General features: G+C 34.8%; 11 protein-coding genes. 7 read left to right on the top strand and 4 right to left on the bottom strand.

Annotation, left to right across the window (positions count from 1 at the left end; translation table 11 throughout):
* Positions 1-66 precede the first annotated feature (66 nt).
* The gene (locus AB8B65_RS02320; protein ID WP_405299193.1) at positions 67-1,383 is read right to left on the bottom strand and encodes a hypothetical protein; all 1,317 of its coding nucleotides are present in this window, start codon (positions 1,381-1,383) and stop codon (positions 67-69) included.
* A gap of 248 nt (positions 1,384-1,631) precedes the next feature.
* Between AB8B65_RS02320 and AB8B65_RS02315 the strand changes: the two genes are divergently transcribed.
* From AB8B65_RS02315 to AB8B65_RS02295, 5 genes are all read left to right on the top strand, one after another.
* Positions 1,632-4,010, top strand: a complete 2,379-nt coding sequence (locus AB8B65_RS02315) for a TonB-dependent receptor (protein ID WP_405299191.1) — start codon at positions 1,632-1,634, stop codon at positions 4,008-4,010.
* A 4-nt stretch (positions 4,011-4,014) separates the two neighbouring features.
* A complete protein-coding gene (locus AB8B65_RS02310) occupies positions 4,015-4,863 on the top strand; it encodes a DUF4249 domain-containing protein (RefSeq protein ID WP_405299190.1) in 849 nt (282 codons plus the stop codon).
* Between the two features lie 521 nt (positions 4,864-5,384).
* Positions 5,385-5,897 carry an RNA polymerase sigma factor gene (locus tag AB8B65_RS02305; protein WP_405299195.1) on the top strand — a complete coding sequence of 171 codons (513 nt, stop codon included), beginning with the start codon at positions 5,385-5,387 and terminating at the stop codon, positions 5,895-5,897.
* 53 nt (positions 5,898-5,950) lie between these two features.
* The gene (locus AB8B65_RS02300) at positions 5,951-6,871 is read left to right on the top strand and encodes a FecR family protein (protein ID WP_405299189.1); all 921 of its coding nucleotides are present in this window, start codon (positions 5,951-5,953) and stop codon (positions 6,869-6,871) included.
* 53 nt (positions 6,872-6,924) lie between these two features.
* Positions 6,925-9,525 (top strand): TonB-dependent receptor plug domain-containing protein, encoded by a 2,601-nt coding sequence (locus AB8B65_RS02295; protein ID WP_405299188.1) that lies wholly within the window; start codon positions 6,925-6,927, stop codon positions 9,523-9,525.
* 55 nt (positions 9,526-9,580) lie between these two features.
* On the opposite strand, the gene AB8B65_RS02290 is transcribed toward AB8B65_RS02295, so the two are convergent.
* From AB8B65_RS02290 to AB8B65_RS02280, 3 genes are all read right to left on the bottom strand, one after another.
* The gene (locus AB8B65_RS02290) at positions 9,581-10,057 is read right to left on the bottom strand and encodes an SMI1/KNR4 family protein (protein ID WP_405299187.1); all 477 of its coding nucleotides are present in this window, start codon (positions 10,055-10,057) and stop codon (positions 9,581-9,583) included.
* A gap of 71 nt (positions 10,058-10,128) precedes the next feature.
* Positions 10,129-11,289, bottom strand: coding sequence for an ATP-binding protein (locus AB8B65_RS02285; protein WP_405299186.1), 1,161 nt, complete (start codon positions 11,287-11,289; stop codon positions 10,129-10,131).
* A 92-nt stretch (positions 11,290-11,381) separates the two neighbouring features.
* Positions 11,382-11,741: a dihydroorotase gene (locus tag AB8B65_RS02280; protein ID WP_405299185.1), complete on the bottom strand. Its 360-nt coding sequence runs from the start codon at positions 11,739-11,741 to the stop codon at positions 11,382-11,384.
* A 287-nt stretch (positions 11,742-12,028) separates the two neighbouring features.
* Between AB8B65_RS02280 and AB8B65_RS02275 the strand changes: the two genes are divergently transcribed.
* Together AB8B65_RS02275 and AB8B65_RS02270 are read left to right on the top strand one after the other, a co-directional pair.
* The gene (locus tag AB8B65_RS02275; RefSeq protein ID WP_405299184.1) at positions 12,029-13,240 is read left to right on the top strand and encodes a DUF2652 domain-containing protein; all 1,212 of its coding nucleotides are present in this window, start codon (positions 12,029-12,031) and stop codon (positions 13,238-13,240) included.
* Positions 13,237-14,424: a phosphoglycerate kinase gene (locus AB8B65_RS02270; protein ID WP_405299183.1), complete on the top strand. Its 1,188-nt coding sequence runs from the start codon at positions 13,237-13,239 to the stop codon at positions 14,422-14,424. The genes AB8B65_RS02275 and AB8B65_RS02270 overlap by 4 nt, the downstream gene beginning before the upstream one ends.
* Positions 14,425-14,672 lie beyond the last annotated feature (248 nt).

The following is a 14,672-nucleotide window of genomic DNA, read 5'->3' as shown; positions in this document are numbered from 1 at the left end:
TTTTTTCATAATCGTATTATTATGTTCCGCCTGCGCAAACAAGCGGAACGTTTTTTAAAATGTTAATTAACTCTTTATTACTGTAATAGGAAAGCGTGTTTTTCCTGTATTATCTTGATTTATTTCAATCTGATCAATGCAATAGTCCACCAAAATTTCATAGTCTTGCGGTTTTGCATTTTGAAGTGATAAATGCAATGCCTGACTCGCACATGCACAGCCACACAAATCGCCCAACTGAATCAAACGATTTGGAATCAACTGAATCGTATTATTTAGTTGAGAAACAATTGTTGCGTTTTCTTTTTCCAACGTACGAATAGGCGTTTGTATATCAACACTTTGTGAAACTGTTGCACTTGCAGTACCTGAAATAATTGTATTTCCACGACCACCTTTTGGCACAATACTAATATTTGTAATTGTCAATCCTCTAAAGCGTAAATTTCCATACGGATTACATGCAGTGATGTACAATACTTCACTATCATTTGTTTCTAACTGATCTCTTTTACCGTCGCCCCAATGCAAGTAGAAGCAAGGTTCTAACGTTGGCAAATCGAGCATAGAACAAGTTTCTTCTGAATATGGAGTTTTGCATCTGCGCGAATTATTTTCTTTTCCTTTTATCAGGAATGTTTTCGAAAGCGCTTCCGTTTTTAACACTTTTCGTTCTTCTTCAATCGTTTCTGCACACACAGAACAATGGCAATCATCTACACATTCGCAATCGTGTTTACAATCGTGACATTCTTTTGTAAACAATTCACTAATCGGAAATCTAAAAATCAAAAACTCATCATGATTAAATCCCTGAAAAGGCGCACCTTGTGAAGAATCTTTTCCTGAATCGAACCAAATAAAATGTGCCGCGGTGTCAATCTCTTTATACGTTCTAAAAGGTCTCTTTCCGTTATTTGGTCCTTTCGTAACCGCTTTCCACTTTTTACAATGTGCTTTTTTAAGTTCGGCATTTACTAACTTTTCAGAAGGTCGTGTAATGTGATCTCTAAAATTAATTCCTGTTGCAAAAACTTCCCACTTTGCATGTGTTCCCGAAAAAACGGTATTGCTTCCGTGCAGTTCTGCCAAAAGTCCATTCAGTCCGCCATCATCACTCCAACACACAAAATACAAATACTCATTACAAGTTGCTTTTGCTTCAAAACTTACGGCTTCTAACGTGCTATTTTCGGTTATTTTTCGTTGTACTTCATTACAATCGCCAATGTAAATATCGGAGTAGTTATCACAAGAATACGTTGCTTTAAAATATCTTGTTTCACTACAGTTCTTAGTATCTTTCATAATTATTATTTCAAAATTGCCTACTCTATTTTCTATAAAAAAGGCTTTTCGGTTTCCGCCTTGTTGAGGTTGCATTATTACGTAATTAATGCAGCAAAGGTGAAATACACGCAATCAATTATATAGCGTAGTTTTAGGAACAGTAGAGTTGATTCCATGATTGGTAAACTTGAATTTATAATACTTTGTTAAAAAATTTACAAAAACGACAAGCAGCAGTTCGAGAACCTTATTTTTGTAGCATAAAATTTTGTTAATAGGTAACGAATGATCGATTCAATCGTTAGTAACTATAGAAAATCATTTAAAAAACAAATCAACTAATGAAAAACAGCATCATCTGTCTGTGTCTTTTTATGACAACATTTCTCGTTGCGCAAGAAAAATTCAGCGTAAGCGGAACCATAAAAGACACCAAAAATGGAGAAACTCTATTTGGCGCTACAGTCTATCTCAAAGGCACAACCAATGGTGCAGTTACCAACGAATACGGTTTCTACTCACTCACAGCTACTGAAGGAAACTATACGATCGTCGTTTCGTTTTTAGGCTATAAAAATGTGACCAAAGAAATTACATTAAATGTAGACCAAACGGTCAATTTTGAAATTGAAGAAGCTTCAACTTCACTAGATGCCGTAGTTATTGAAGCGGAAGAATCGGAACGTGTCAGCATTCGAAAACCACAAATGAGTGTTTCCAAACTCAACGCAGCTACCATAAAACAAATGCCCGTAGTTTTGGGAGAAGTAGACGTTATCAAATCCATTCAACTCTTGCCTGGAGTTACCAACAATGGAGAAGGAACTGCCGGATTCAATGTACGTGGTGGCGCAGCAGATCAAAATTTAGTCTTGCTCGATGAAGCTATTATTTACAATACATCTCACTTTTTTGGCTTTTTCTCTGTTTTCAATGCAGATGCAATCAAAGACATTAAACTCTACAAAGGAGACATTCCTGCAAAATTTGGCGGACGTATTTCTTCGGTGTTAGACGTACGTCAGAAAGATGGAAACAGTAAAAACTTAGAAGTCAACGGCGGTGTCGGAATCATTTCAAGTCGTTTGGCAATAGAAGGTCCGATGTTTAACAAAAAAGGATCTTTCTTAATTGCCGGAAGAAGTTCGTATGCACATTTATTCATGCCATTAATTGAAGAAATTGCCGATGATAAAATCTCGTTTTACGATCTCAATCTAAAAACAAATTACGAAATCAATGAAAACAACCGAATCTATCTTTCTGGTTACTTCGGAAGAGACATTTTCGACATTTCGCAATTCATCAAAAATCGCTACGGAAATACGTCTGCAAACTTACGTTGGAATCATGTATTCAATGAAAAACTATTTTCAAACCTATCGTTAATTTATAGCAAATACGATTATGAAGTTGTTCTCGACTTTATAAAGCTAGATTGGGTTTCAGACATCACAAATTTCAACCTAAAATACGATTTGAGGTATTATGCCAATGACAAACTCAAGCTCGATTTTGGCGTAAGCGGAATCACTTACGATTTCAATCCTGGAGAAGTACGACCTTCCGAGCCAGGTTCATCAATCAACTTCCGAAAACTCGATCAAAAAAGAGCCTTTGAAGGCGCAGCATACATAAGTGCAGAACATGAATTAACAGACAAACTAACGGCACAATACGGTTTGCGTTTTAGTGTATTTAGTCGTTTAGGTGGACAAGCAATCGCAAACTATGTAAACGATCAACCTTTAATTTACAATCAAGAAATAGGAATTTACGAAGAAGGCGAAGAAATAAGTACGACAGATTATAGCAAAAGCGAAAGCATCAAAACATTTGCAAATCTCGAACCGCGATTAGGCGTATCATATCAACTAAATGACGACTCATCTATCAAAGCAAGTTATACGCGCTCAGTACAATATGTACACTTGCTTTCCAATACCATTTCGGTAACGCCATTAGATGTTTGGGCACCAAGTGGCGAATATATCGATCCACAAAAATCCAATCAATATGCAATTGGATATTACCGAAATTTCAACGATAAAAAATATTCGCTAGAAATAGAAACCTACTTTAAAAATGTAGACAACCGAATCGATTATATTGACGGTTCTAACTTAATAGGAACTAATAATATTGAAACTGAAATCTTAAACGGAGAAGCACGAGCCTACGGTTTGGAAATTTTATTTCGTAAAGACAAAGGGAAATTCAAAGGTTGGTTTGCGTATACGCTTTCAAAATCGGAGCAACGTACTTTAGGCGGAAATGCTGGCGGACCCGGAATTAACCGAGGAAATTGGTACAATACGCCTTTTGATAGAACGCACGACATTTCCATTACAGGAAGTTACGATTTCAACGAAAAATGGCGATTCAGTGCAAACTTTGCCTATCAAACAGGTCGTCCGGTAACGTTTCCAAACGGACAATACGAATATGAAGGTTTATCCATTGCGAGTTTCGATCAGCGAAATGCCAATCGTTTGCCAGATTATCACCGATTGGATTTATCAGCAACCTATACACCAACTAAAAATAAAAACAGGCGTTGGCAAAGCGAATGGGTTTTTGGTTTATATAACGCTTACGCGAGAAGAAACGCTGCTTCTGTCTCATTCACGCAAGATTTTGACACGGGAATAAATGAAGCCCGTAGACTTTCCATCTTTGGAAGTGTGATTCCATCCATAACCTACAACTTTAAATTTTAAGATCATGACAAAAAACATACAACTCACGCTACTATTCGCCGTTTTGCTCACGTTTATTTCCTGTGACGATCCAATTGATGTAGACTTAACGGAAGCGCCACCTCGTTTGGTGATTGAAGCGTCAATTGATTGGGAAAAAGGAACTGCAGGAAACAATCAAACTGTAAAACTAAGCACGTCAACACCGTTTTTTGACACCAATATTGACACAAGTGTTACAGGTGCATCTGTAAAAATAACGAATGATGAAACGGATGTCGAATTCATCTTTACAGATCAAAATGACGGAACGTACGCCGTAAATAATTTTATTCCTGTCTTGAATAATTCGTATACCTTGGAAGTAATTTATAATGGCGAAGTGTACAATGCCACCGAAACCATGACGCCAATTACAGGAATTAACGAAGTATTTCAGTCGTTTGAAGGTGGTTTTGATGAAGAATTATTGGATGTAAATATTACGTATAACGATCCGCAAGAATTAGGAAATTTTTACATGATTCGTTTGCAGGAAGTTGGCGATTTATTTCCGATCATTGAAACGCGTTCGGACGAATTTACCAACGGAAATGTACAAGATGAATTCTTTGAAAAAGACGACGATGAAGACGATCCAGAAAATCAATTTGATCCTGGAGATGAGGTAAACATAAAACTTTTTGGTGTGTCGGAACGCTATTACAACTTTATTTCGTTACTCATTGAGCAATACGATTCTGCTGGAAATCCGTTTGCTTCAACACCTGCGGAAATTCGCGGAAACTGTATCAATCTTAGCAACGAAGCCAACTATGCATTTGGGTATTTTAGACTTACGGAATTTGATGAAGTGGAGTATACGTTTCAGTAAGAAAAAATTAAAAAAGTAATAAAAATAAAAAGTGCTGTTTCAATAAGAAGCAGCACTTTTTCTATGTAAGTTATTATATTTTCAGTTTAAAAAAGGCACAAAAAAACCTCGGCGATAAGTATCACCGAGGGAAGAAAAACTAGTAAATAGGTTTTTGAGATGTATTTTCTTTTTCCCGAATTTTGTGAGACAACTATCGAAATAGTTGCTTTTCTTTTTCATAACATTCGTTTTCCCATCTTCTTTTCTAATACAGTTTAAAAAAAGGGCAACAAAGACTTTAGCCTCGATCTCAATAGCTTTGCTGCCGCTTTATTTTCAACTAATAAAAAACCGACTTAATTGAACTTAATTTGTTTATGAACGTGTTAGAAATGTTAAATTTCTAAGCAATTGTTATCTTTTCAATGCTTAATTTGATGATAAAACAGGTAACTTTTAAAATACCCTACCAATATTTTAAAAAAAAATAAAAATAAATTTCCGTAATTTTGAAAAATGAAATTAACAATCGCTTATTAATGACTTCGGAAGACAAATCTGTTTGCGAATCAAAAAACTACGAGTATATCTTTGATACACATGCCGAAACACTTCGGAATTTTGTGTATTACAAATGTGGTAGTCAGCAACAAGCAGAAGACATTGTACAAGAAGCATTCATAAAACTATGGAAAAATTGTGCGAAAGTTATTTTCACAAAAGCAAAGTCGTATTTATATACGGTTGCCAACAATATGTTTTTAAATGAAGTGGCACACCAAAAAGTCGTATTAAAATACAAACAGCAAACTGGAAGCAGAGTTTCTAATGAAACGCCCGAATTTATAATGAGACAAAAAGAGTTTCACGAAAAATTACAACGTACCATTGCAAAATTGCCAGAAGGACAACGTGAAGTGTTCTTACTCAATAGAATAGATAAAAAAACCTATGCCGAAATTGCCGAAATTATTGGGCTTTCGGTAAAAGCAGTTGAAAAACGAATGCACAAAGCATTGGTAACAATGCGGAAAGAAATAGGAAATGTATAAAAAAAAGTAGGGTATTTTATAAAGAAACTGTTTAATAAGGGAATCAAACACAAATGATGGAAGAAAAAAATGATGATAGATTTTTAGCAAGATGGCTTGCCAATGATCTCACAGAGGACGAAACGCTGCGTTTTGAAAGCTCTGCTGAGTATCAAGACTATCTGCAAATCATTGAAAGTGTTGACCTAATGGAAGCACCTTCTTTTGATAAGCAATCGCTATTGAGTTCGATTCAACAAAAACAACAAAAACAAACACCTAAAGTGCGAAAACTAAACACTTCTTGGTTATATACAGCTGCTGCAGTTGTTCTTTTATTTGTTGGAATCACTTATATCTATTCAAACACAGACGAAATTTTTGAAACAAGTTTTGGCGAACAAATCACAGTACTTTTACCAGATGGTTCTGAAGCTATTTTAAATGCCAAATCAACACTTTCGTTCAATAAAAACTCTTGGAATACTGACAGAACTGTATCTCTTGATGGAGAAGCCTATTTCAAAGTAAAAAAAGGAGAAAAATTTACCGTAGCTTCGACTTCAGGAAATGTTGAGGTATTGGGTACACAATTTAACGTTCTTACGGATGCTGATGATATTTTTGAAGTAAAATGTCATGAAGGAAAAGTAAAAGTGACGTCCAAAACAGAAGAATCAGCAATATTAACACACGGAATGGCATTTTCTTCTATCTACGGAAAAGCGACTTCATGGAACTTCAATACAAACAATGCATCTTGGAGAGATGGCGAAAGCAATTTTAGAGAAATGCCTATAAAACATGTGATTGAAGCACTTCAAGATCAATACGAAATAGAATTTACGTTTGATAATATAGACACTACACAACGTTTCACAGGAACTTTTTCTCACAAAAATTTAAAACTTGCGTTGCGAACAGTTTTTGATCCTATGGAAATTTCACATACTTTTAAGGGCAAAAAAACAGTTATACTCAAAGAAGCGAACTAAAAAGCGTTTTTTAAACCCCAAAAGCTTCCTAAAGAAGTTTTATAGTGACGTATATGAGAAGTACCTTAAGTGTTGTCTTATTGTTCATCACCTGTTCATTGTTTGCACAAAACAATGAATCATTCTCTTTTGAACAAGAACCACTTAAAAACGTACTTATAGCTGTTGAAAAAGCGTATGATATTAAATTTTCATACAACGCAGAACTCGCCGAAAATAAAACCATTACACTACAAGTTACAAACGTTTCATTAAACACGGTAATTCAACGCTTACAAAAGCAAGTTTCTATTGTTTTTGAAAAAGTTAACGAACGTTATTACATCATTAGAAACCAATCTCAAGAAGGAAAAATACGCATTTGTGGCGTGCTCGTTGATGCGAAAAGTGAACAACCACTCACAGAAGCTTCGGTCGTTAATATTTCGCAAAAAAAAGGAACGCTCACAAACATCAATGGAAGGTTTGAATTGTTCTTAGTAGTCCCAACCGATACCATAGAAGTTCGTTTCTTAGGATATAAAACGAAACGAATATTAGGACAAGAATTACAAAAAAATCCTTGCGAAACCATTCTACTAGAAGTAGATCAATTTGACTTAGGCACCATTTTAATAAGCAACTATCTTACATCGGGAATCAATAAAAGTAATGACGGCTCTTTATCTATTTCACCATCAAAATTAGGAATATTGCCAGGACTTACAGAGCCAGATGTATTGCAAAGTATTCAATTACTTCCTGGTATTCAAAGTCCTAACGAAACCGCTTCAGGATTATTCATTCGTGGAGGAACGCCTGATCAAAACTTAATTTTGTGGGACGGAATTAAAATGTATCATTCCGGACATTTTTTCGGACTAATTTCTGCCTTTAATCCGTATGTAATAGAAGAAGTATCTGTGTATAAAAGTGGAACGGAAACTCGTTATGGCGATCGCATTTCGGGTGTAATAGACATTCAAACCGATACCAAAGTTCCAGAAAAATTATCTGGCGGATTCGGCTTCAATATGACACATGGAGATGCATACTTAAAAATACCAATTTCAAAAAACTTCGGCGTTACAGTGTCGGCACGTAGAGCATTTACCGATGTTTGGGAAACATTTACGTACAATAACTTTTCGGATCGTGTATTTCAAAACACAAAAATTATAAAAAGCTCAGAAATTGTAGAAAACGTATTTTCTGAAACTGAAAACAAATTCTTTTTTACAGATTATACCATCAAATTTATTGGGAAACTCTCGGACAAAGACGAAGTAATGCTAAGTCATTTGCGTACCAATAATGAACTTGATTTCACTTCTAAAGTGGATCTTTTTGAAGAAACTTCTAGAGATCGATTAAGTATCCGAAATGATGGTATTAGCGGACGTTGGAAACGCCAATGGAATCCAAATTTTTCACATACGCTTGATACCTATTACTCACGGTTTAACTTTGATTATTTAGGCACATTTAGAGGAAATATTGTTGGCGCAACCGAGCAAGATCAAAAACGAAATGAAATAAAAGACATTGGCTTTTCATACAATACCAACTGGAAAATAGATGAAAAACGGAGCTTACAATCGGGTTATCAATTCTCGTCCAACGACGTTTCTTTTGGTTTTTCAGGTTTCAGAGGAACAGAAGAAAGTGTAACAACCTACAATGCAGGAGAAGAAAATATAAACAATTCGCACGCTTTGTTTACGTCGTACAAATACAATGACAAAAACGAACTCATTATCAACGCAGGAGTGCGAATGAATTATTTTAGCACGACGAAAAAAACGTTTTTAGAACCGCGTTTATATGTTGAGAAAAAACTAAACAATGCGTTTAGTGTTAATTTTTCGGGCGAATTAAAACACCAAGCAGTAAATCAACTATTAGAGTTCAATACCTTAAACTTCGGATTGGAAAATCAAGTTTGGGCAATTGCAAATGGTGATGAATTTCCAATACTACAAAGCAAACAGATTTCCGCAGGAATTTTATTCAACAAAAAAGGATGGCGTGTTAATTTAGATACGTATTACAAAAATATTGCAGGACTCACATCTTTCAACAGAAGCTTTGGAAATACAAGTGTTTTAGAAGCTTTTACAGAAGGAAACAGTAAAATATACGGAGTAGATGTCTTAATTGAAAAAACGATTAACAATTACCAAACGTGGATGGGTTATTCGTATACAGATAATAATTTTGAATTTTCACTGATCAACAACGGACTTGCATTTCCTGGAAATTATGACATTCGCCATTACTTCCGTTGGGCACATTCGTATACCATCAACAATTTTAAATTCTCTTTAGGTTGGAATTACCGCACAGGAACGCCATACACGCCTGTAACGTCTCAAACGCAAGACAATGGAGACTTGTTTATCTTTTTTGGAGATACGAACAGTACGCGCATTCCTGACTATCATCGTTTGGATTTTTCGGGAACGTACACATTCAACTTTGACAAAAAGAGTAATTGGAAAGGAAAAATAGGTTTTTCGTTACTTAATATCTACGATCGTAAGAATCTGTTAGAACGTTATTATGAAATAAGACCATTTCTAAACCAAGATGACAATGTACAATTTCGCCTAGAAACAGTTGATAAATTCTCTTTAGGAATGACGCCTAATTTAGTATTTAGAGTGGATTTTTAGGAAAACCTAATTTATCGAAGATCAGCTTTTTAACAATTAAAATCTGTGCCTTTATTTATCCAGGATAGCATTTATCTAAAAATTCATCTAAGGAATTTGCTAGATGACAAAATCCGAAGTCTCCATTATCCACATGAAAAATTTTTCCAAGGTGATTTCCTCCAATCGATACATATATTTGGCAACCTAAGTGCGTTTCAATCAAAGGAAATAATTGACTTGATTCTACAAAATCATTACTTACTTGGAAGTCACGCTGAAACTCATGCAAGTAATCACGGTATTTCCATTTTTCTTTAATAGAATTTAATGAATCTACTTTTTGAAGTCCATCATTAGTTTTCAATCCATCTGTAAAGATTAAATCTATAATACAATAATTTTCATGGTCAAACATTATTGTTGAGTCTGCATACTTTTTTAAAAAGCTCTTAATTTCCTTCGGTAAGTTAAAACCAGTAAAATTTTCAATTTCCGCTATATCAACATCTGTTAATGGGTTGGATTTATTAAATTTTATAGTGTTTTTCATTCCCAGAACGGTAAGTTTAAAGTACTACAACAAAAGAGATTTTGGTGTTCTTACAAATCAAAAAGAACATACTACAACGGCAAGTCTTTCCGATGCAATAATCGTGTCAACTTAATAGACAAATCTGTCAAAACGATTTTAGCATTTCCGTTGCGTTCAATATGATAAATAGCGTCTTGAATCTCTTTAGAAATATCTAAAATATTATTTCCGTGCACAAAAGGCGCAAATTTCTCTAAAAAGAAACCTTTGGTATGCGGCTCAAAAAACACCAAATCAGTTGCAGTATAATTTTGCAATAATGCTTGTCTAAAAAGATTCAAACAAAAGCCTAAAAACTTCTTTTGCGTTTCACGACCTGTTTTGGCAACTTCTTCGCTCCAAGCAATTAAATCGCGAATTGCCGCTTTGTTTCCTTTCGCTTTAAAAGCAGAACGAACCCAAGCAACAAACCAAGTTTCAAACAGTAAATCTTCCGAATCTTGATGCACCAAATCAACGGCTTTATTATAATTTCCATTCGCCTGATGCGCAATTTTAGTGGCTTCAGTTTCGGAAACATTCAAGTTTTTAACCAACGATTCTTTAATTGCCTGTTCGCCCAAAGGCGGAAAATGTAAAATTTGACAACGCGAACGAATTGTATTGATAATCTGTTCCTCATCTTCGGCAATTAAAATAAAAAGCGTTTCATTTGGCGGTTCTTCAATCAGCTTTAACAACTTATTTGCGGCAGCTGTATTCATGCGTTCTGCCATCCAAATAATCATCACTTTATAACCACCTTCATACGATTTTAGTGCCAACGATTTTACAACATCTAGCGCTTCATCAACACCAATTTGTCCTTGCTTATTATCAATTCCGAGCATTTTATACCAATCAAACAAATTTCCATACGGTTGCTCTTTGACAAACTGTCGCCATTCTTCCAAAAAGTGTTTGGAAACTGGATGACTTTTTACTTTATGATTTCCCGCTACAGGAAAGGCAAAATGCAAATCGGGATGCGAAAGATTGTTCAATTTTAAATTACAAGCTTCATTTCCACCAGCATTTTCTCCCTCAATATTTTTACACAACACATACTGCGCGTAGGCAACTGCCATAGGAAGCGTACCACAACCTTCGGGACCAACAAAAAGTTGTGCATGCGGAATGCGTCCGCGATCGGCACTTAAAGTCAAATGTTTTTTAATATGTGTAAGTCCTAAAATATCTTGGAAAAGCATGTGGCAAATATAGGCGTAAGCTTTGAATTTTTTAGTAAAATATAAAAAACTCAACACGCTTGAGACAGAAATTTACAATAAAGAAAGCTTTTTTACTTTGCAATGAGTTCTTTTTGGCGAACAGCTTCATCAATAGCAACAGTTATAAACTTATGACTATTAAAAAAAGACTTCTTAGAAGTTAGCTTGATGGTTGCCATAACGCTACCATCTTTCTTTTTATCAACGGAAGTTACAACAACTTCGGCGCCTTTAATATGTTTATAAGTTGCAATTCCTCCTTTTTTTATGATAAGATTTGCTTTCGGAAAGTTAATATGCTTGTAATTATCATTGTATACTTCGCCAATAACAAAAATATCACCAACATTCACGTCTGTACTAGTTTTTTGAGCGAATAGCAAGCTTGTAAAAAGGCTAAAAATAACGGCTACTAAAATATGTTTTTTCATAGGACTAAATTCAAAAATTATAGATACATCAAAATAACAAAAAATTACGAAATCATAAATACAAGACTGTAATTTTTTCTAATTCATTAATAAATGCTGCTTTTTTTGAGAATATTTCTTTTTTTGTGATAAAAGAAAAATAGTTAAAACCTGTTGTGCATTTTGATAAAATTTCGTCAATTCGAGTGAATTTTACGATTGAAAATGAGTGAAATTTGTATCGAGAATAGAATATTTTGTACTAAACAGTTCTCGATACGATTTTTCGTACCTCAAAATCACTCGAAATGACGTTTCGTTATACTTTTGAATTCAAAATGTACAACGGGTTAGTTAAAAATTACTTTCAAAAGGAATTGCCAATAATTACGACAAACTCAATATCTTTACAGAAACTCGATCGAAAACCAACCAACATGGCGGACAAAGCGCTTCTTTTTATTCCTGATATCTCCGGATTTACCGAATTTGTACAACATACGGCAATTCAGCACAGTCGTCATATCATTTCGGAACTCCTTGAATTACTGATAGATAATAATACTACAGGTTTGCAATTGGCAGAAATAGAAGGCGATGCGCTCTTTTTCTACAAAATTGAACAAGAAACGAATATCAAACAAATTCGCGAACAAGTAAAGCGAATGTATGTGGCGTTTCATACGTACTTAAAACGCTACGAATACGAAAAAATTTGTCAATGTGGTGCATGTTCATCGGTTTACAACTTATCGTTGAAATTTGTAGTGCATTATGGCGAAATAGAATTTATTTCCATCAAAGATTCCAACAAACCTTATGGACCCAATGTCATCAAAGTACATCGATTGCTCAAAAATGATGTGCCAATATCCGAATATGTATTACTTACGGAAGATGTTGATAAAGAAGCGATTAAAATAGCAGAAAACCAATTGCAAGCCAATTACGATTTTGGAGACATTACCTATGCGTATGAATCACTTTCCGAGTATAAAAGTGAACTTCCAGAAATTTCGCCAATTCCTGACAATGTGCCAAAACACAATATTTACAGCACAGCAGCAAGTATCAATTTGCCACTATTAGAACTTTATGAAATCATCAGTAATTTTGATTATCGTTTGCTATGGGCAAAAGGAATTGATAAAGTTGAATACGAAAAAAATCGCGTCAATAGAATAGGAGACAAGCACAAATGTCTAATTGATAAAACGACAATCAATCCGACGACAGTCACAAAAAAAGTTGCAAAAAATCAATTGGTTTATGGCGAATCAACTACGGAAGTTTCATTCACCAAAAAACTGAATATATATTATGTATTAGAAGCTGAAAATGATCAAAAAACGCGACTCAAAATAGAAGTATTTGTCGATTTTAAGCCGTTTGGTATCTTACTAAAACGTTTGATGAAAAAAAACTTCAAAAAAGTCGTTCCCGAAAATATAAAAGAACTTATATTGCTTGCTGATTCAGGATTTAAAACACAAGAATTTAACTTAAAAACCAAACCGTGAAAACGCTAAACGATTTTAATTTTAAAGATAAAAAAGCATTAATTCGAGTAGATTTTAATGTACCGTTAAACGATCAATTTCAAGTCACTGACGATACACGTATTCGTGCCGCAAAACCAACAATTATCAAAATATTGGAAGATGGCGGAAGTTGTGTATTAATGTCGCATTTAGGAAGACCAAAAGGATTTCAAGAAGAATTTTCGCTACGTCACATTGTTGAAGTTGTTTCTCAAATTATTGGTGTACAAGTAAAATTTGCCGGAAACTGTATTGGTGAAGAAGCAAATAAAGCTGTGGCTGAATTGGAAAATGGCGAAGTATTGCTATTAGAAAATTTACGTTTTCACGAAGAAGAAAAAGGAGGTAACGAAGTGTTTGCAGCACAATTGGCAAAACACGGAGATATCTATGTAAATGACGCATTTGGTACGGCACACAGAGCGCACGCTTCAACGGCAGTAATTGCACAAAACTTTGCAGATAATAAATGTTTTGGCTTGTTACTCGCTAAAGAAATAGAAAGTATTGCCAAAGTGATGAAAACTGGCGAAAAACCTGTAACGGCTGTACTTGGTGGTGCGAAAGTATCTTCAAAAATTACAATTATTGACAATATCTTAGATAAAATAGATCACCTAATTATTGGTGGCGGAATGACGTTTACATTCATCAAAGCACAAGGCGGAAGCATTGGAGATTCACTTGTGGAAGATGATAAAATGGAGTTGGCAAAAGAAATAATGAAACAAGCAGAAGCTAAAAATGTAACCATTCATTTGCCTGTCGATTCTGTAATTGCAGACGCATTTTCTAATGATGCAACAACAAAAATTGTAGATGTAACTCAAATTCCCGACAATTGGATGGGCTTAGATGCCGGACCAGCAACACAAGCAAAATTTGCAGAAGTCATAGCAAAATCAAAAACTATACTTTGGAACGGACCTTTGGGCGTATTTGAAATGCCAAACTTTGCCAAAGGAACCATTGCGTTAGGTGATGCCATTGCAGAAGCAACCAAAAACGGAGCGTTTTCATTAGTTGGTGGAGGCGATTCTGTTGCTGCCGTAAAACAATTCGGTTTTGAACCAAAAGTAAGTTACGTAAGTACAGGTGGCGGCGCCATGTTAGAAAGCCTAGAAGGAAAAACATTGCCTGGAATTGCGGCGATATTAGCGTAAAAAACAACATAAAAAAACACATATCAAAAAGTCTAATTCCTGTAGTTAGACTTTTTTTAGTATCTGGGAATTTCAAAATCTGAAGAAAAAACACGAATTTAGCAACAATCACGTTATTAATAACACAAATAACGTCTGTTCGATATAACTTTATCGTTATGTATTTGATTTTTAATATTGTACGATAAATGTCAAATCGAGCGCAGTCGAGATTCGATTGAAACGTATAGTTTTCTAGTGTTCTCGAC

Origin of the sequence: Kordia sp., assembly GCF_045105435.1 — a bacterium.
Taxonomy (GTDB): domain Bacteria; phylum Bacteroidota; class Bacteroidia; order Flavobacteriales; family Flavobacteriaceae; genus Kordia.
This window is presented reverse-complemented; position numbering and strand designations above follow the sequence as displayed.